13 protein-coding genes and 1 pseudogene are annotated in these 17,828 nt (G+C 74.2%); 6 read left to right on the top strand and 8 right to left on the bottom strand.

From position 1 onward, the window contains the following. Positions 1–14 precede the first annotated feature (14 nt). Together BFV98_RS25665 and BFV98_RS25660 are read right to left on the bottom strand one after the other, a co-directional pair. A complete protein-coding gene (locus tag BFV98_RS25665; RefSeq protein ID WP_071098039.1) occupies positions 15–485 on the bottom strand; it encodes a questin oxidase family protein in 471 nt (156 codons plus the stop codon). A 93-nt stretch (positions 486–578) separates the two neighbouring features. After that, complete coding sequence (locus BFV98_RS25660; protein ID WP_071098038.1) at positions 579–1,226, bottom strand: MOSC domain-containing protein; 648 nt, start codon at positions 1,224–1,226, stop codon at positions 579–581. Between the two features lie 130 nt (positions 1,227–1,356). On the opposite strand from BFV98_RS25660, the gene BFV98_RS25655 reads away from it, so the two are divergent. After that, positions 1,357–4,293 (top strand): Hsp70 family protein, encoded by a 2,937-nt coding sequence (locus tag BFV98_RS25655; RefSeq protein ID WP_071098036.1) that lies wholly within the window; start codon positions 1,357–1,359, stop codon positions 4,291–4,293. 77 nt (positions 4,294–4,370) lie between these two features. Next, positions 4,371–6,491 carry a M14 family zinc carboxypeptidase gene (locus BFV98_RS25650; RefSeq protein ID WP_071098034.1) on the top strand — a complete coding sequence of 707 codons (2,121 nt, stop codon included), beginning with the start codon at positions 4,371–4,373 and terminating at the stop codon, positions 6,489–6,491. A gap of 77 nt (positions 6,492–6,568) precedes the next feature. On the opposite strand, the pseudogene BFV98_RS25645 reads toward BFV98_RS25650, so the two are convergent. Beyond that, positions 6,569–8,515, bottom strand: a pseudogene (locus BFV98_RS25645) (propionyl-CoA synthetase); the annotation flags it as partial. A 328-nt stretch (positions 8,516–8,843) separates the two neighbouring features. On the opposite strand from BFV98_RS25645, the gene BFV98_RS25640 reads away from it, so the two are divergent. Continuing rightward, complete coding sequence (locus tag BFV98_RS25640; protein ID WP_013288044.1) at positions 8,844–9,323, top strand: hypothetical protein; 480 nt, start codon at positions 8,844–8,846, stop codon at positions 9,321–9,323. Positions 9,324–9,377: 54 nt separating this feature from the next. Here the strand turns inward: BFV98_RS25640 and BFV98_RS25635 are convergent, their stop codons facing one another. Next, positions 9,378–9,917 carry a hypothetical protein gene (locus BFV98_RS25635; protein WP_013288045.1) on the bottom strand — a complete coding sequence of 180 codons (540 nt, stop codon included), beginning with the start codon at positions 9,915–9,917 and terminating at the stop codon, positions 9,378–9,380. Positions 9,918–10,015: 98 nt separating this feature from the next. Here BFV98_RS25635 and BFV98_RS25630 point away from each other — a divergent pair, with 98 nt between their 5' ends. Both BFV98_RS25630 and BFV98_RS25625 read left to right on the top strand, forming a co-directional pair. Then, positions 10,016–11,236 (top strand): GNAT family N-acetyltransferase, encoded by a 1,221-nt coding sequence (locus tag BFV98_RS25630; protein ID WP_255368244.1) that lies wholly within the window; start codon positions 10,016–10,018, stop codon positions 11,234–11,236. Between the two features lie 361 nt (positions 11,237–11,597). After that, positions 11,598–12,011, top strand: a complete 414-nt coding sequence (locus tag BFV98_RS25625; RefSeq protein ID WP_071098030.1) for a hypothetical protein — start codon at positions 11,598–11,600, stop codon at positions 12,009–12,011. Positions 12,012–12,026: 15 nt separating this feature from the next. Here BFV98_RS25625 and BFV98_RS25620 read toward each other — a convergent pair whose 3' ends face one another. The 4 genes from BFV98_RS25620 to BFV98_RS25605 form a co-directional block, all read right to left on the bottom strand. Next, entirely contained in the window at positions 12,027–12,497 is a 471-nt protein-coding gene (locus BFV98_RS25620; RefSeq protein WP_013288048.1) for a ribose-5-phosphate isomerase, read from the bottom strand. Between the two features lie 72 nt (positions 12,498–12,569). Next, a complete protein-coding gene (locus BFV98_RS25615; RefSeq protein WP_071098028.1) occupies positions 12,570–13,769 on the bottom strand; it encodes a DUF1015 family protein in 1,200 nt (399 codons plus the stop codon). A 133-nt stretch (positions 13,770–13,902) separates the two neighbouring features. Next, a complete protein-coding gene (locus BFV98_RS25610) occupies positions 13,903–14,244 on the bottom strand; it encodes a hypothetical protein (RefSeq protein ID WP_071098026.1) in 342 nt (113 codons plus the stop codon). A gap of 179 nt (positions 14,245–14,423) precedes the next feature. Further along, positions 14,424–15,047, bottom strand: coding sequence for a DSBA oxidoreductase (locus BFV98_RS25605; protein WP_013475477.1), 624 nt, complete (start codon positions 15,045–15,047; stop codon positions 14,424–14,426). Positions 15,048–15,274: 227 nt separating this feature from the next. On the opposite strand from BFV98_RS25605, the gene pepN reads away from it, so the two are divergent. Further along, the gene (pepN, locus tag BFV98_RS25600) at positions 15,275–17,821 is read left to right on the top strand and encodes an aminopeptidase N (RefSeq protein ID WP_030273313.1); all 2,547 of its coding nucleotides are present in this window, start codon (positions 15,275–15,277) and stop codon (positions 17,819–17,821) included. The last annotated feature ends 7 nt before the right edge of the window (positions 17,822–17,828 follow it).

Raw genomic sequence — 17,828 nt, 5'->3', positions numbered from 1 at the left:
AGCCCTCCACGTGTTCAGTCTGCGGCGATCTGCTCGACGGATCGGGCGGCCAGGGCGAGCAGGGCCGGGTCGCCGCTGCGGGCGTACGCGTCGCTCAGGGTGTCGATGAATTTGATCGCGTGCGCGTCCCCGGTGTCCAGCGCCCGCGCCATGACCTCGTCGAGTTCCGGCCCGGCGGCCGGCGGGAGGGCACGGGCCCCGGCCGGGGCGTAGGCGGCGGTGACGGCGGCGGTCGCCGCCCAGGCGGCGGCCAGGCTCGGCTGCCACAGCGCCGGCGGCAGGGCCGGCAGCGTTCGCAGGACGGCGTTCGGCGCGGTGGCGGCGTGCACGAGCATCACGGGACCGGCGTACCCGTGTGTGCCGTGCCGGACCACGGCGGCGTCGACGACAGCGGCGAGCCGGGCAGGCACGTCGCGCCACGGGTCGCCGGCCAGCTCGCGGTCGAAGAGGTCGAGCCAGTCACCGGCACGTGGTTGGACAGCCACCCGTCGCGCTCGGGACCGGTGTGGCGTACGCGCTCGTACGCCTCGTCGAGTACGGAGTTCAGCACACCGGGAGCGTCCGACCTGAAGTGCGGTTCAGGTCAAGCGGCGGCGGATCCGCGCCATGTCCGCCTCGGGGAGCGCATCGGCGACCAGCAGCCGGGGCAGCAGCTCCGTCTCCAGCGTCGTGGCCCGGAACACCAGCGCCACAGTCACGTCGTGGTCGGGCCGGTGCACGACCTCGACCGGGTCTCCGGCGCCGACGCTGCCCGGCGTGACCACCCGCAGGTACGCCCCGGGCCGTACCTCCTCGGTGAACCGCTTGATCCAGCCGCGTTCGCCCAGCCACCCCTGGAACGTGCCGCAGGGGATGCGCGGGCAGGAGACCTCCAGCACCAGGTCCGGCCCGATCCGCCACCGCTCGCCGATCAGCGCGCCGTTGACGTCCAGCCCGGTGGTGGTCAGGTTCTCGCCGAAGCTGCCGTCGGCGAGCGGGCGGCCCAGCTCGGCCTCCCAGTGGTCGAGATCCTCCCGGGCGTACGCGTAGACCGCCTGGTCGGTGCCGCCGTGGTGGGCCACGTCGTAGACCCGGTCACCGGCGAGCCCGACGTCGCCGTTGCCTTTGGGGCCGGGCGCGGTGACGGCGACCCGGCCGTCCACGGGCCGCTTGTCGATGCCGGTGGCGCCGATCCCCTTCCACGGGTTCGGTTGCGGTCGGCCCACGTTGACGGAGATCACCCTCATGACGGCGACGGTATGCGGCCGGGCGCCGGACCGGCCAGTCCATTCCCCCGGGCCGGGTGCGCGGCGAGGCGGCGCGGCCTGCGTACGATGCGGGCCGGACATCCTCGTCGGGTGGTGGAGGTAGCCGCGGATGGCAGGCCAGCAGGACGGTTTCGCCCTCGGCGTGGACCTCGGCACCTCGAACACGGTGGCGGTGCTGCGCTGGCCGGACGGGCGGACCCGGCCGGTCCTCGTCGACGGCCACCCGATCCTGCCGTCCGGCGTGTACGCCGACGCGGACGGGCACCTGCACGTCGGGCGGGACGCGCAGCGCCTCGCCCAGGCCGACCCGGCCGGCTACGAGCCGAACCCGAAGCGCCGGGTCGACGAGGAGACGGTGGAGCTGGGCGGGCGGGCGTACCGGCCGGCGGAGCTGCTGGCCGCGACGCTGCGCGCGGTTGCGGACGCAGCGGTGGCGGCGGTCGGGATGCTGCCCCCGGCGGTGGTCACCCACCCGGCGGCCTGGACGCCGGCCCGCCGTCAGGTGCTGCACGACGCGCTGGAACTCGCCGGCTGGCCGGCGGCAGCCGAGCACACGCTCGCCGGGCCGATCGCGCCCGGCACCCGCCTGCTGCGGGAGCCGGTGGCCGCGGCACGCTACTTCACGCAGGTGCTGCGCCGGCCGGTGCCGGTGGGCGGCGCGGTGGCGGTGTTCGACTTCGGCGGCGGCACGCTCGACGTGGCGGTGCTGCGCAACGAGGGCGCCGATCCGTGGGGAGACTCCGGCTTCCAGCTGGTCGCCACCGGCGGGATCCCCGACCTCGGCGGTCTCGACCTGGACGCGGCCCTGCTCGGGCGGCTCGGCGAGCTGGTCGGCCCGGCCCATCCGGGCGAGTGGGCCCGGCTGACCGACGCGACGACCACCGCCGAGCGGCGGGACCGCCAGCAGTTGTGGGACAACGTGCGCGGCGCGAAGGAGATGCTGTCCCGGGCCATGGTGGCGCCGGTCGCCGTACCGGGGGTGGAGGCGGCGGTGCCGCTGTCCCGGGAGGACTTCGAACGCCTGGCCGCGCCGCTGCTGGCCCGGGCCGTGACGGAGACTCGCGAGGTGACCGCCGCCGCCGGGCTGCGTCCGGAGCAGCTATCCGGTCTGTTCCTGGTCGGCGGGTCGACCCGGGTGCCGCTGGTGGCCCGGCTGCTGCACGCCGAGCTGGGCATCGCGCCGACGGTGCTGGAGCAGCCGGAGATGCCTGTCGCCGAGGGCGCGCTCACCGACCTGCCGCTGCCCCGGCGGTCCGGCCGTCCCGGCGTGCCGGTCCAGGCCGCGCCGGCACCACCCGCGCCGGCCCAGCCCGAATCGACACGGCCCGCGCCGCCCGCGGGCGGGACCGACGCCGGCACGGCGAGCGCCGCCACGGTCCCGGCCGGTGCGACGAGGCCGAACCCGACCGCGCCGCTCGGCGGTCCGGACGCGGCGTCCGCCGGACCGCACGGCACGCTGGTCGCCGACGGCCCCGTCCCGCAGACCCCCGCCACCAGGTACGACGGCACACCGGGCCCGGTTCCGCCACAGCCCACGAGGTACGACGGCATGCCGGCCGCCCACGGTCCGGTTCCGCCGCACCCGGCCGCGGGCTACGGCGTACCCGGACCGTCCGCTCCCCCGCCCGGCGGCTGGCAGCCCGGCGTACCCGGGGCGCCCTTCTCCCCCGCGCCGGGCGGTGTCCGGCCGGGCGGCGGCCGGTCACGGCGTGGCCGGTGGATCGCGCTCGGCGCCGGCCTGGTGGTCGTCGCCGTGGCGGCGTCGGTGCTGCTCTGGGTGTTCCGGGACCGGCACCCGGCGCTGGACTTCCACACCGCGGAGCTGGTGAAGACTGTGGCCGCCGGTGACGCGCGGCCGGACCAGATGTTCACCGCGACGCTCGGGGAACGCGCCTACCTGGCCCGTTCGCTGCCCGACGACCACCTCCACGTGACTGCCGTCGAGGCGGCCACCGGCAAGACGGTCTGGGAGAGGCGGACCGACGCGACAGCGCAGCGGTGGGCGGGGATCCGGGCGCTGCCCGACGGGCTGCTCGTCCTCGGCGATGCCACCGGAAGTGACACCCCCCGCGTGCTCGCGGTGCTCGACGAGGACTCCGGCGACCAGCGCTGGCGGACCGACGTCGGTCGCGACGACACCCTGTACCTCGGGCCCGACACGATCGTCCGGCTGGACCGCGCCGGTGAACGCCTGGTCGGGCTGCGACTTGACGACGGCCGGCAGCGGTGGGAGCGGCCCAACCCGCGCACCGAGTACGGCGACGCGCGCACGAAGGTGGTACCGGTCGGCACCGGCGCGGCGCTGGACGGGCCCGGCAACGCCGAGGGCTCGCCGCTCGCCCCGTGGGCGGGGAAGGCGGACCGGCTCGTGCAGGTCGGCGCGGACCGGTCGCTCCGGGTCGTCGACATGCGCAGCGGGAAGATCCTCAAGGACCGGGGCAACGTCGCCGGGCTCGACGATCCGGTGGCCGCCCGCGACGACCGGCTGTACGTGGCGGAGAACGAGCGCGGCCTGCGGCTGCTCGCCTACGACCTGGGCGGTCTCGGCACGCCGGGCGTGCTGTACGAGGCGCCGGAACAGGGCGGCCGGGTGAAGGATCTCGTCACCTGCGGGGAGCGCCGCGTGTGCCTGCTGGAGACGCCCGGCAGCGGCGCCGACGACACGCGGGTGGTGGCGGCGACCGAGGGTGAGGGCACCCGGCAGTGGCCGGCGCCGCGTGCCGAGTCGCTGGTGCCGGTCGGTGAGCACGTGCTGGCCGGGCGGGACTCGCCGGACGCGGTGACGCTGTTCGCGCCGGACGGCACGGCGGTGCTGCGCGACCGGGACGGGACGGCGGTCCGATTGGACGCCGGCAACCTGCTGATCTTCTCCGAGGCACCGAGCGCGTACGAGGACGACCGCGTCCTCGCCGGGACGGCGGTGGACGGCAAACCGGTCGAGATGGGGCAGCTCAAGCAGATCCGCAGCGAGTCCTGCTCGTGGAACACCGAGATGCTCGTGTGCGGCGCGGAGAAGGAGTTCCGGTTGTACCGGTTCGCCGGCTGACCGGAACTGAGCTTGACAGCGATCGATGCCTCGGCTGGTGTGAACGGCAGAGAGATCGACGTTCGTCAGGAGGCCCCGTGATCGTCCGACGACGGTGGACCGCACTCGCCACCACCAGCATCCTGATCGCCGCGGCGCTGGCCCATCCCGGGCCGGGCGCCGCCGCACCGCCCTCCCCCGCGATCACGCTCGCCCCCACCGAGACCGCGCTGGTCCGCGTGCGGCTCGCCGACCGGGCGCAGCTCGACCGCCTGGTGGCCGGCGGCGCCGACCTGGCCAACCGTCCCCGCTCGCGCGACGGCGAGTGGACCGCCGACCTGGTCCTCACCGGACGGCAGCTCGCCGACCTCACCCGGCAGGGGGCCACGGCCGTGCAGGTGGTGCAGCGCGCCGACGACGGGGCCCGGCACCTGGCCGAGAGCCGCCGCGCCGCGCAGGAGCGCACCCGCGCCGGGCTGCATACGAGCGGCGCCGCCGCTGTCGACACGCTCCAGTTCCTCCAGGCGTACTGGTGGACCACCGGCGGCCGGACGTTCCTCCAGGCCCAGGTCGCCACCACCGCCACCGACGACCCGGACGTGGAGATCACTGTGAGCTGGCGGACGGCCGACGGCGCCACCGGATCATTCCCGCTGTACCGCTTCGAGGACTCGGGCGAGTACCAGTACCACTACGCGCTGCCGCAGCCGGTGCCGAGCCGTCCGGTGCAGCTCACTGCCACCTCCACGCTGGGCGGCACGAGCCGGCCGATGACGCCGTCGCTCTGGCCGAACGCGACCCCGCCGCCGCAGCCGGCCGGCTATCAGAAGGACTTCATCGACGCCTACCTGACGCCCGTCGACATCAAGGCGCGCATCGCCCGGCTCGGCCGCCAGTACCGCGACCTGGTGGACGTCATCGACCTGCCGAACAAGACCCAGGGATACCGCCGGACCGCCGCCGCCTACCTGGGCGACCCGGCGGCCGCCGCCGTGGTGGTGGAGTCGGTCCGCTTCGGCGACCAGGGCATGAACGGCGTGCAGGTACGCACCGTCGACCCGGGCCGGCCGAACCGGCCGCTGAACATGCGCTACCGGGACCGGGTGCTGACCATCTCGCTGGCCACCGACGGCGCGGGCACTGTGACGAGCACCACCGACGACGTCGCCGCCCTGATCAACGCCCCGCGGGGCGCCCGCTTCCGGGCCAGCGTGGAGGACGGCTCGGCGGGGCTGCCGATGCCGGTGGCCGGGCCGGTACGCCTCGACGACGGCTTGCAGGGCACCGAGGTGCCGGCCCGGCCGTGGACGGTGCAGGCGCTGCGGATCGGCAAGCACCGCGACGGCTCCCGGATCGGTGTGCTGGCGTACTCGCAGGAGCACGCCCGCGAGTGGGCGACCCCGCTCGTCACGCTGGAGTTCGCCGAGCGGCTGCTGGCGAACGCGCGTACCGACGCGGCGACCCGCAAGCTGCTGGAGCAGGTGGACGTGTTCGTCATCCCGACTGTGAACCCGGACGGCGCGAACTACTCGTTCCACGACTACAACTTCCAGCGCAAGAACCTGGTCAACCACTGCACCGGCGCCTCCCGTGACCCGAAGAACCGCACCATGTGGGGCGTCGACGTCAACCGCAACTACACGGTCGGATCCCTGTTCGACGGGTACGTGGGCGCGAGCGCCAACTGCCTGTCCGGCAACTACGCGGGCACGGCGGAGCTGTCCGAGCCGGAGAGCCGCAACGTGATCGACCTGGCCAAGGCCCACCCGAACATCAAGTTCGCGATGAACGTGCACTCGTACGGCGGCTACTTCATGTGGCCGCCCGGGGCGTACAAGGCCGACGGGCGGGTGACGCTGCCGCGCCCGTCGATCGACGAGTCGACACTCTTCCTGGGCAGCGCCCGGCGCATCGTGGGCGCGATCGCGGCCGAGCGCGGCACCGTCACCTGGCCGTCGCAGACCGGCCCGGTCGCCGACGTGCTCTACTCGGCGGCCGGCAACTCGGCCGACCAGCTCTACTACGAGCTGGGCATCTTCGCCTGGGACTTCGAGGTCGGGAACGACAGGTGGAACGAGACCACCGGTCAGTGGGACGGCGTCGGCTTCCAGCCGCCGTTCGACGAGGCGCACGCCGAGGCGCAGGAGTACGCCGGCGGCCTGGTGGAACTGGTCCGCGTCGCCCGCGACTACGCCGCCGGCAACCCGGTCCGGCGCTGACCGCAAGCGGTCCCCGGCCGGTGGAGTCCGGCCGGGGACCGCTTCAGCTCGTCCGGGGCGGGTCGGCCCTGCCTGGCTCAGTCCGCGGTGCCGAGGTCGCGGAACACGGCGAGCGCGCCCGGGTCGTCGATGGTCGCCGGGACCGGCTCGTCGCGCCCCTCCACCAGGCCCCGCATGGTGCGGCGGAGGATCTTCCCGGACCGGGTCTTCGGCAGTGCCGGGACCACTGTCACCCGGCGGAACGCGGCCACCGGGCCGATCCGCTGCCGGACCAGCGCGACCAGCTCGGCGGCGAGCGCGTCCGGGTCCACGTCGGCGCCGGCCTTGAGCACCACGTACCCGCTGGGCACCTGCCCCTTGAGCGCGTCGGCGACGCCGATCACCGCGCACTCGGCCACCGCCGGGTGCGTCGCCAGGACCTCCTCCATCGCGCCTGTGGACAGGCGGTGCCCGGCCACGTTGATGACGTCGTCGGTGCGGCCCATCACGTACAGGTAGCCGTCCTCGTCGAACCGGCCGCCGTCGCCGGTCAGGTAGTGGCCGGGAAAGGTGGACAGGTAGGAGCGGACGAACCGCTCGTCGTCACCCCAGAGCGTGGGCAGGCAGCCGGGCGGCAGCGGCAGCCGGATCACGATCGAGCCGTCCGTGCCGGGCGGCACGTCCCGGCCCGCACCGTCGACCACGCGCACGTCGTAGCCGGGCACCGGCACCGACGGCGACCCCGGCTTGATCGGCAGCGGCTCCAGGCCGCGCGGGTTGGCCGCCACCGGCCAGCCGGTCTCCGTCTGCCACCAGTTGTCGACCACCGGTACGCCGAGCCGCTCCCCCGCCCAGGCCCAGGTGTCCGGGTCCAGCCGCTCACCGGCGAGGAAGAGGGTACGCAGCGCACTCAGGTCGTACCGGGAGATGTGGCTGCCGTCCGGGTCCTGCCGGCGGATCGCCCGGATCGCGGTGGGCGCGGTGAACAGGGCGGCCACCCGGTGCTCGGCGGCGACCCGCCAGAACGCCCCGGCGTCGGGGGTGCCGACCGGCTTGCCCTCGTAGAGCACGGTGGTCGCGCCGGTGAGCAGCGGCGCGTACACGATGTAGGAGTGGCCGACCACCCAGCCCACGTCGGAGGCGGCCCAGAAGACCTCGCCCGGCTCGATGCCGTAGACGTTGCGCATCGACCACCGCAGCGCCACCGCGTGCCCGCCGTTGTCCCGCACCACGCCCTTGGGCCGGCCCGTGGTGCCGGAGGTGTAGAGGACGTAGAGCGGGTCGGTGGCGGCCACCGGCTCGCACGGCGCCGGTTCCGCGTCCGCCATCACCTCGGCCCAGGTCAGGTCGCGGCCGGGCACCAGCGGGGCCGGCTCCTGCGGGCGCTGCACCACCACGCAGCGCTCCGGCGCGTGCGCGGCCTCGTCGAGCGCGGCGGCGAGGATCGGGTGGTACGGCACCACCCGGTCGGCCTCGATGCCGCAGGAGGTCGCCACCACCACCTTCGGCCGCGCGTCGTCGATCCGGACGGCCAGCTCGTGCGCGGCGAAGCCGCCGAAGACCACCGAGTGCACCGCGCCGATCCGGGCGCAGGCCAGCATGGCGATCGCCGCCTCCGGGACCATCGCCAGGTAGAGCAGCACCCGGTCGCCCCGGCCGACGCCGAGACGGCGCAGCGCCCCGGCGAACCGGGCGGTCTCGGCGAGCAGTTCGGCGTAGGTGAGCGTACGTACCGCGCCGGTCACCGGGCTGTCGTGGATCAACGCGGGCTGGTCGCCACGCCCGGCGGCGACGTGCCGGTCCAGCGCGTTGTGGCAGGTGTTCAGCACCCCGTCGGGGAACCAGCGGTACAGCGGCGCCGCCGAGTCGTCGAGGATGCGCTCCGGCGGGATGACCCAGTCGATGTCGGCCGCCGCGTCCCGCCAGAAGCCGGCCGGGTCGGCGATGCTCCGCTCGTACGCTGATCGATACGCGCCCATGCCGTCATGCTGCTCCCCGGCAACGCGCCGGCACGACGGCCGGACGGGTCCGGTGCGCCGGAAGCACGCCCCGGCTCGCTGAACGGCCGCTCACGGCGGTGGGCGGTACCCGTCGCCTGTCGTTCCGGCGGCCCGGGCGTCGAGGACCCGGCGGCCCGGGTCGCGTCGCCGAAGGCCGACGAGCAGCGGCGACGGCTCAGCCCAACGGGCGACGGATGAAGCCCGCGGGGCGGGGTAAGGCAGCACGGTCCTGGTGGAGCGACGACCGGTGTCGCGGCGTACCGCGGCCGGGCACGCGGGCGGGCGGCGCGAATGCCGCCCGCCCGCGCATCCCGGGGCCGACCCGGGCAAACCGAGTTTGATCAATGACGGGCATCGACTAGCGTGCCCAGACGTGAAAACGAACCGGATCTTCCCGATCCTCCTGACCTGTGCCGTGCTGGGCCTCGCCGCGTGCGGCGACGAGAAGCCCTCGACCACGGCCGGGCCGGCAGCCACCTCGGCCTCCGCCGCACCCTCCTCGGCTGCCCCCTCGCCGTCGGCGGCCGCGATGAGCGACAAGGAACTCTGCACCGCCGCAGAGAAGATCAACAAGGACATGCGGGCGAAGCTCATGACCGTGGTGCAGGCGGGCGGCGACCTGACGAAGAAGACCGGCGCGATCCTGACCGAACTCGGTGACCGGGTGACCGAGCTCGCCGCGACCGCCGGCGACGGCAAGGCGGCCACCGCCCTGAAGGAGTTCGGCGCGGAGGCCGGCAAGGCGGGCGCGGCCGCCGACCCGGGCACCGCCGCCGACAACCCCGCCATGGAGAAGGCCAGCAAGGACATCAACGCCGCCTGCCAGACGGCCGGCGCGCCGACCACCTTCTGACATCGACGCCCCGGGTCGTCCGTCCGGCGCCTACCGGACGGACGACCTGTCGGCTCAGTTGCCGGTCACCCAGTTCCAGGCGGAGACCACCCACTCGGTCTGCTGGAGATACGCCACACCGACGCCGACCAGGAACAACGCGGTGACCAGGTGGGCGCCCCGGGCGCTGCGGCGCACCCGGCCGAACTGCCGCTCCAGGATCAGCCGGCCGAGCAGCCGGGCCAGCGCGAACAGGCCGACCGCGGTGAGCAGGCTGAGCACGAACGTCAGCAGCGGGGCGACCAGGTTGCCCCGGCCGGAGATCGCCCAGATGCCCCAGCACACGAACGCGAACAGGGCACCGGCGGCGCTCAGCTCCCCGCCCTTGCGCGCCTGGGCCAGGTGCCAGCTCATCGGCCGGCGGGGCGCCGGCTCCGCCGCCCAGTCGCCGTGCTCGACGGTGGGGAACTGCTCGGTACGGGGCGTACGCGACGGGCGCGGCTGACCGACCGCCGCCACCCCGCGCTGGAACGCGTCCCGCTGCGGGGGCACCACCCCCGGCTGGGGCGGCACCTCCACGGTGCGCTCGGCCCACGGCTGTGTCTGGTCCGCCATCTTCGTCCTCCCCCTCGACCGATTCCGGCCCCGGTTCCGAGGGTAGCCAGCCCGCAAATAGGGTGCCGACCCCCATCGCGGTGCGATACACACGTGCCGTGACTGACGTGGTGGTATCCCGGGCCGAGGACTTCGACGACATCGCGGCGCTGCTGGCGCTGGCCTTCCACGGCGATCTCGACCCCGAGGTGCAGGCGCTCGAACGCCCGATCTTCGAGCCGGACCGGTCGCTGCTGGTCCGCGACGGCGGCACGGCGGTGGCGCACGCCGCCGCGTTCAGCCGCGACCTCGCGGTGCCCGGCGCGGACCTGCCGGCCGCGCACGTGACGATGGTCGCGGTCGCGCCGACGCACCGGCGGCGCGGCCTGCTCACCACACTGATGCGGCGCCAGCTGCGGGACGTCCGCGACGCCGGCCGCGAGCCGATCGCGGTGCTCTGGGCCAGCGAGGGCCGCATCTACCCCCGCTTCGGCTACGGGTCCGCGGCCCCGCGCTACGTGCTGTCGGTGGACACCACCGGCCTGCGGCTGCCCGCACCGGCGCCCGCCGAGGGCAGGCTGCGACTGGACCGTCCGGACGCGCACCGGGACGAGCTGGCCCGGCTGTACGAGCGGGTCCGCACCGAGCGTCCCGGCTGGTCCCGGCGCGACGAGCGCTGGTGGTCGTACGTGCTGGCGGACCTCAAGGCGCACCGGGGCGGCGCCACCGAGCGCCGGGTGCTGCTGCACGAAGGCGCCGAGGGCCTCGACGGGTACGCGCTCTACCGGACGAAGGACAGCTCGTCGGCCACCGGGCCGCAGGCCGAGGTGCAGGTCGGCGAGGTGGTGGCGGCGACGCCCGAGGCGTACACGGCGCTGTGGCGGCTGCTGCTCTCGGTCGACCTGACCCGCCGGCTGTCGTTCCCGATCGCGGCCCTGGACGAGCCGTTGCTGCGGCTGGTGGACGAGCCCCGCCAGCTCTCCCCGCAGCTCGCCGACGCGCTCTGGGTACGGGTGGTGGACGTGCCGGCCGCGCTCGCCGCCCGGCGCTACGCCACGGACGTCGACGTGGTGATCGAGGTCACCGACGAGCTGCTGAAGGAGAACACCGGCCGCTGGCGGCTGGTCGGCGGACGCGACGGCGCGCAGTGCACGCCCACCACCGCCCCGGCCGGGCTGGCGTGTGACGTACGCGCTCTCGGCGAGCTGTACCTCGGCGGCGCGAGCCCGTACGCGCTGGCCGCCGCCGGCCGCGTCCGGGAGCTGATCCCGCACACGCTGACCGCGCTGACGCCCGCCTTCACCTGGCACCGCACCCCCTCCCCCATGGAGGTCTTCTGACCGCCCGCCCGCCCCACTCCGCCCGGCCCGGCCCCGGACCGGCCCGGCGATCATGAAGCTAGCGGCGCAAACCGTCCGGTTTGTCCCGGCTAACTTCATGATCGTGCGGCGGGCGGGAGCAGGGAGCGCTGGCAGCAGCGGGCCCCGCACACCCGTCGGGGAAACCGTTTGTGATCGTCGGCGCCCGCCTCGTCGACCTTGGAGTTGTGGCACCTCGCATACCTCGCTCACGGGGCACTCCGGGCACCACAACTCCATGATCGGCGGAGGCTGGCTGGATCGGGTACGCCGGGGAGCGTGTGCGGGGAAGCGCGGGGTACGAGCGGCGCGCGGGTGGCCATGGGGACGGTACGGTCGGGGGATGGGTGAGGCGGAGCGACGGCGACGGCGGCTGCGGCATCAAGGCGAGGCCGCCCCGCCGACGGAGACCGCCGGAACCGGTGCCGGTACCGGTGCCGACGGCACGGGCACCGGCGGCACCACTGCCAGTACGACACCGGTACACGACGACGTGGCGCCCCGGTCACCGCGCGGCGGCCGGCCGGGCGAGCCGGAGCCCCGGGGACGCCGCGCCGCCGCGCCCGCCGAGGAGGGCGAGCGCGGGCTGCGCGGGCTGGTCGGCTCCGGTTCGTCGCAGGTGAGCGTGACGGCCGCGCTGCGGGCACGGGACGCCGCCCGCCCCACCGAGGACGACCTCGCCGAGGCCGAGCAGCGCGTGGTGCTCATCCGCCGCAACTGGGTGCCGCGCGAGGAGTTGCCCCGCAACGGGCGGTGAGCCGGAGGCGTCCGCTCAGGCGGGCAGCTCGGGCAGGCGGCGGCTCTGCTCGTAGGCGGCCACCTGCTCGATGCGCCGGCTGTGCCGGGGGTTGCCGGAGAACGGCGTAGTGAGGAACGCCTCGACGAGCGCTGTGGCTTCGTCCAGCGTGTGCTGCCGGGCGCCGATGGCGACGACGTTCGCGTCGTTGTGCTCGCGGGCCAGCTGGGCGGTGTCGACGTTCCAGGCGAGCGCCGCCCGGACGCCCGCGACCTTGTTCGAGGCGATCTGCTCGCCGTTGCCGGAGCCACCGATCACCACGCCGAGGCTGCCCGGGTCGCCGACCACCCGGTCACCGGTGTGCAGGCAGAACGCCGGGTAGTCGTCGTCCGGGTCGAAGACGTGCGGTCCCACGTCGACCACCTCGTAGCCCTGCTTGGCCAGGTGGTTGGCGAGGTGCACCTTCAACTCGAAACCGGCGTGGTCGGATCCCAGGTAGACGCGCATACCGCGCAGTCTGACAGGCCCGCCTCCGGGCCGGCGCGCGGGCGGCGACCCGGAGGCGGATTCGTCACACGGTCAGTGCGGCAGCTCGGCCACGACCAGGCCGGCCCGCGCCTTCGGGGTGAACCAGGTGCTCTTGCGCGGCATCTTCTCTCGGGCCAGGTTCACCGCGACGAAGTCGTCGACAGTTACCGGCGCGACGAGCACCGCCAGCTCGGCCCGGCCGGCGTCCACCTCACCGACGAGCCAGCTCGCCGGGTAGTCGCCGCCCACGTACGTGATCCGCTTGTCGCCCGGGTCGAGGCCCAGCGCGTCGCGCAGCAGCAGGCGCTCGACGAGCGCGTGGTCGAGGTTCTCCAGCCGGGCGGCGCCGACGTGCGGCAGCGTCACCGCGTACCCCCGGCCGCCGAGGTAGAGGTGCACGACGCCGCCGGTGGCCGGCACGTCGACCGGCCCGTCCACCGGGGTGACCTCCGCGCCCGCCGCCCGGAGCCGGTCGAGCAGCTCGTCCGGCGTGGTGGTCAGCTCGCTGACCAGCCGGTTGTAGGGCTGGATGGCGACCGACGCGGGCGTGGTGACCACCGCCAGGAAGCGCGGGAAACCGCCGGTCTGCGCGGCCAGGCTGCGGTGGTTGCCGTCCGCGACCACCAGCTCCCCGCCGCCGGCCAGCGCGGTCAGCTCGTCCTGCGCCGGGCCCGGCCCGAGCAGCCAGATCGCGTGCGTCCGGCCGGACTGGTCGACGTCCGTCGCGGCGGGCGCGCCGGCCGCGTCGGTCGCCGCCGCGAGCGCGGCGTGCAGCTCGTCGCCCTTGCCGGTCTGGAGCAGGAGTACGGGCGAGAGCAGGTGACCGAGCGCCTCGGCCAGCGCGACGCGCTCGCGCACCTTGGCGATGAACACGTCCTCGTTGCGGATCACCAGGCCCGGCTCGTCGGCGCGGGTGGAGATCTGGTCGGTGTCGACCATGGCCCACAGCCCGTACGCGCTCTCCTCGCCCGGCGCGCTGATCCGGTAGAGCACCACCACCTGCTCGGCGGGCGTGTAGCTGCCGTCCGCCTTCGCCTCGGCCAGGCGCGCCACCGCGTCCGGCAACGCGTCGAGGAAGGACTTCCCGAGGCTGCCGGGCGCCCGGTGGGGCATCTCGATGCCCAGGGCGCTGTGCGGATTCGCCTCGACGATGGAGGTGATCTCCGCGTCGTCGGCGAACTCGTCGTAGTTCTGCGCGCCGGTGCCGCCAGTGGTGATCCAGGCCCGGGTGATCGGATGCACGACCGTCATGTCCGCTGACGCTACCCGGGACCCGATCGGCGCCGCCGCCGGACTCACCCGCTTACCACCAGGTGAAAGGAAGGGCCCCCTCTTAACGCCTCCGGTAGAGGAAGGGCCCCTTCTTAACGCCGGGAAGGGCAGCTCAGGCGGTGGGGTTGCGGTGCCGGCCCGGCGTCGGGCGGCGGGTCGCCGGGGCGGGGCGGGAGCCGGCGTTGAGGCGTACCGTCGTCGCCCCCGCGGCCGGGTGGGCGGCGGCGCCGGGCCGCGACGGCGCGCGGCCGGGGCGGCCGGTCTCGCCCGGCGGTGTCATCCGCGAGGTGGCCACCACCCGGGCCACGCCGACCACGATCGGCGGGGCCAGCAGGTCGGCCACCTCGGCCGGGCCGGCCGGCCAGTGGCTCTCGGTCACCGACCAGTACGTCGCACCGGAGTCCTCGGTCGCCTGCCGCGGCGCGTCGTCGGACATGTGGCGGTGCTTGGCCATGGGAACGCCTCCAGGAGCTGCCGTGTTGCGGCCCCGCGGGCCGTCGGCTGGGACACCCGGTGAAACGAGCCCCGCACCGGCCCGGTGACGGGCGGGTGCGGGGCTCGGGGCGTGCTGCCGGTGTTAAGAAGGGGCCCTTCCTCTACCGGAGGCGTTAAGAAGGGGCCCTTCCTTACCCCTCAGTCGAAGATGGGGCCCTGCTCCCGGGTGCGCTTCAGCTCGTAGAAGCCGGGGGTGCCGGCGACGAGCAGCACGCCGTCCCAGAGGCGGCCGGCCGCCTCGCCCTTCGGCGCCGGGGTGATCACCGGGCCGAAGAAGGCGACCTGCCCGCCGTCCGGACCCGGGGCGTGGATCACCGGGGTGCCCACGTCGGTGCCGACCGGCCGCATGCCCGCCTCGTGGCTGGCCCGCAGCGCCTCGTCGTACTGGGTGGACTCGGCCGCGTCGGCGAGCGCCGGGTCCAGGCCCACCTCGGTGAGCGCGCCCACCAGCATGTCCCGGCCCAGGCCCTCCTTGCCGAGGTGGATCCGGGTGCCCATCGCGGTGTAGAGCTTCGCCAGCGCCTCGGCGCCGTGCGCCTGCTCGACGGCGATGCACACCCGCACCGGGCCCCAGCCGTCGCGCATCAGGTCCCGGTACTCCTCCGGCAGTTCCCGGCCGTCGTTGAGCACGGACAGGCTCATCACGTGGAACCGGATGTCCACATCCCGGACCTGCTCGACCTCCAGCAGCCAACGGGAGGTGATCCACGCCCACGGGCACAGCGGGTCGAACCACATGTCCGCGGTGACACGTTCGGTCACGGTGTTTTCCCTTCACGGCATCGTCGCGCCGGGGACCCGGCGCGGTCACCTCCGATCCTCACCCCGTACCCCGTCGACCGGTACCGGAATGAGAGCGTGACCTCGACCACCGGGAGCGGTCCGTGCATGGAAGACTCGGTTCTCGACGGGCCGTCACGAGCGGCCGGGCAGAACCGGCGCCGCGGGGCGCGGCGAGACGAGTGGGATGGAGACGAACAGTGCCGGGAGTGCGCAACCTGACCCAGGTCGAGGCGACGGAGCGGGCCCGCCTGCTCGAGGTGACCGGGTACGACATCAGCCTTGACCTGTCGACCGCGGTGCAGCCCACCGGTCGCACGTTCCGCTCGGTGACCGAGGTCCGGTTCCGCTGCGCCGAACCGGGGGCGACCACGTTCATCGAGACAGCCGCCGAATCGGTGCGGTCGGCCACACTCAACGGCGAGCCGGTGGACCTGTCCGGCTGGTCCGCCGAGAAGGGACTCACGCTCAGCGGTCTGGCCGCCGAGAACGTGCTGGTGGTCGACGCCGACTTCGGCTACTCCAACAGCGGGCAGGGTCTGCACCGGACCGTCGACCCGGTGGACGGCGAGACCTACCTCTACAGCCAGTTCGAGACCGCCGACGCGCAGAAGGTCTACGCCTGCTTCGACCAGCCCGACCTGAAGAGCGTCTACACCTGGCACGCCACCGTCCCGGACCACTGGCGGGTCGTGTCGAACATGCCGGTGGCCCGCGAGGAGGCCGCCGGTGAGGGCCTGAAGACGGTGCACTTCACCGTGTCGGAGCGGATGAGCACCTACATCACCGCGCTCTGCGCCGGGCCGTACCACGAGGTGCGGCGCACCCACGACGGCATCGACATGGGCTACTTCTGCCGGGCCAGCATGGCCCCGCACATGGACGCCGACGACCTGCACCTGATCACCACGCAGGGCTTCGACTTCTTCCAGGAGAAGTTCGGGGTGCGCTACCCGCTGCCCAAGTACGACCAGCTCTGGGTGCCGGACTTCAACGCCGGCGCGATGGAGAATTTCGGCTGCGTCACGCACGCCGAGTCGCACTACATCTTCCGCTCGCAGGTCACCGACTTCGAGTACGAGCAGCGCGCCAACACGATCCTGCACGAGCTGGCGCACATGTGGTTCGGTGACCTGGTCACCATGCGCTGGTGGAACGACCTGTGGCTCAACGAGTCGTTCGCCGAATGGGCCAGCCACTGGTGCAACACGCACGCCACCCGCTTCACCGACGCCTGGACCACGTTCCTGTCGATCCGCAAGAACTGGGGTTACCGGCAGGACCAGCTCTCCTCCACCCACCCGGTCTACTGCGAGATGCCGGACCTGGAGGCCGTCGAGGTCAACTTCGACGGCATCACGTACGCCAAGGGCGCGAGCGTGCTCAAGCAGCTCGTCGCGTACGTGGGCGAGGAGCCGTTCCTGGCCGGCCTGCGCGCCTACTTCGGCAAGTACGCCTGGGGCAACGCCACCTTCGACGACCTGCTGTCCGAACTGGAGGCGGCCTCCGGCCGGGAGCTGCGCAAGTTCGCCGCCCAGTGGCTGGAGACCGCGCAGGTCAACACGTTGCGCCCGGAGGTGACCATCGGCGCCGACGGCACGTACGAGCGGGTGGTGGTCCGGCAGGAGGCGCCGTCGGCCTACCCGACGCTGCGTACCCACCGCATCGGCGTCGGCCTGTACGACCTGACCGACGGCCGGCTGGTGCGCCGCGAGCTGATCGAGACGGACGTGACCGGCGAGCTGACCGAGCTGTCCGAGCTGCACGGCAAGCCGGCCGCCGACGTGCTGCTGCTCAACGACGAGGACCTCACGTACGCCAAGCTGCGGCTGGACGAGCGGTCGATGGCCACTGTGGTGCAGCACATCGCCGGCTTCGACTCGTCGCTGGCCCGGGCGCTGTGCTGGACCGCCGCCTGGGACATGACCCGCGACGCCGAGCTGTCGGCCCGCGACTACGTGGCGCTGGTGCTGGCCGGGCTGACCGCCGAGACCGACATCAACCTGGTGACGGCCACGCTGCGGCAGGCGACCACGGCGCTCACCTTCTACGCCGACCCGGCGTGGGCGCCGACCGGCTGGGCCGACCTGGCCCGTACCGCGCGGACCGCGCTCGCGGCGGCCGAGCCGGGGAGCGGCTTCCAGCTCGCCTGGGCCCGGTCGTACGCCTCGTCGGCCCGCTCCGGTGAGGACCTGGCCACGCTGCGCGGCTGGCTGGACGGCAACGGGGTGCCGGAGGGGCTGACCGTCGACACGGAGCTGCGCTGGACGGTGCTCCAGTCGCTGGTCGCCAACGGCGCGGCCGGTGCCGCCGACGTGGACGCGGAGCTGGCCGGCGACCGTACCGCCAGCGGCGAGCGGGAGGCCGCGTACGCGCACGCGCTGGTGCCGACCGTCGAGAACAAGGCCGCGGTGTGGGCGCTGCTCACCGGCCCGGACGCGCTGCCCAACTGGCGCAACCGGGCGCTGTTGCAGGGCTTCACCCACGCGGCGCAGGTCGAGCTGACCGCGCCCTACCGGGAGCGGTACTTCGCCACGGTGGACCAGGTGTGGGCGCAGCGCGACAGCGAGCCGGCGCAGGAGTTCGTGCAGCTCGCCTACCCGGCGCACCTGGTCGAGGAGGACACCGTCGCGGCCACCGACGCGTGGCTGGCCCAGGACGGCCGGCCGGCGTCGCTGCGGCGGCTGGTCGCCGAGGGCCGCGACGGCGTGGTCCGCGCGCTGAAGGCCCGGGAGCGGGACGCGCGCAGCGCCTGAGTGAGGC

Origin of the sequence: Micromonospora sp. WMMB235 (genome assembly GCF_001855515.1) — a bacterium.
Classification (GTDB): Bacteria; Actinomycetota; Actinomycetes; order Mycobacteriales; family Micromonosporaceae; genus Micromonospora; species Micromonospora aurantiaca.
Note: the sequence above shows the minus strand (reverse complement) of the source record. Positions and strands in the feature narration are given on the sequence as shown.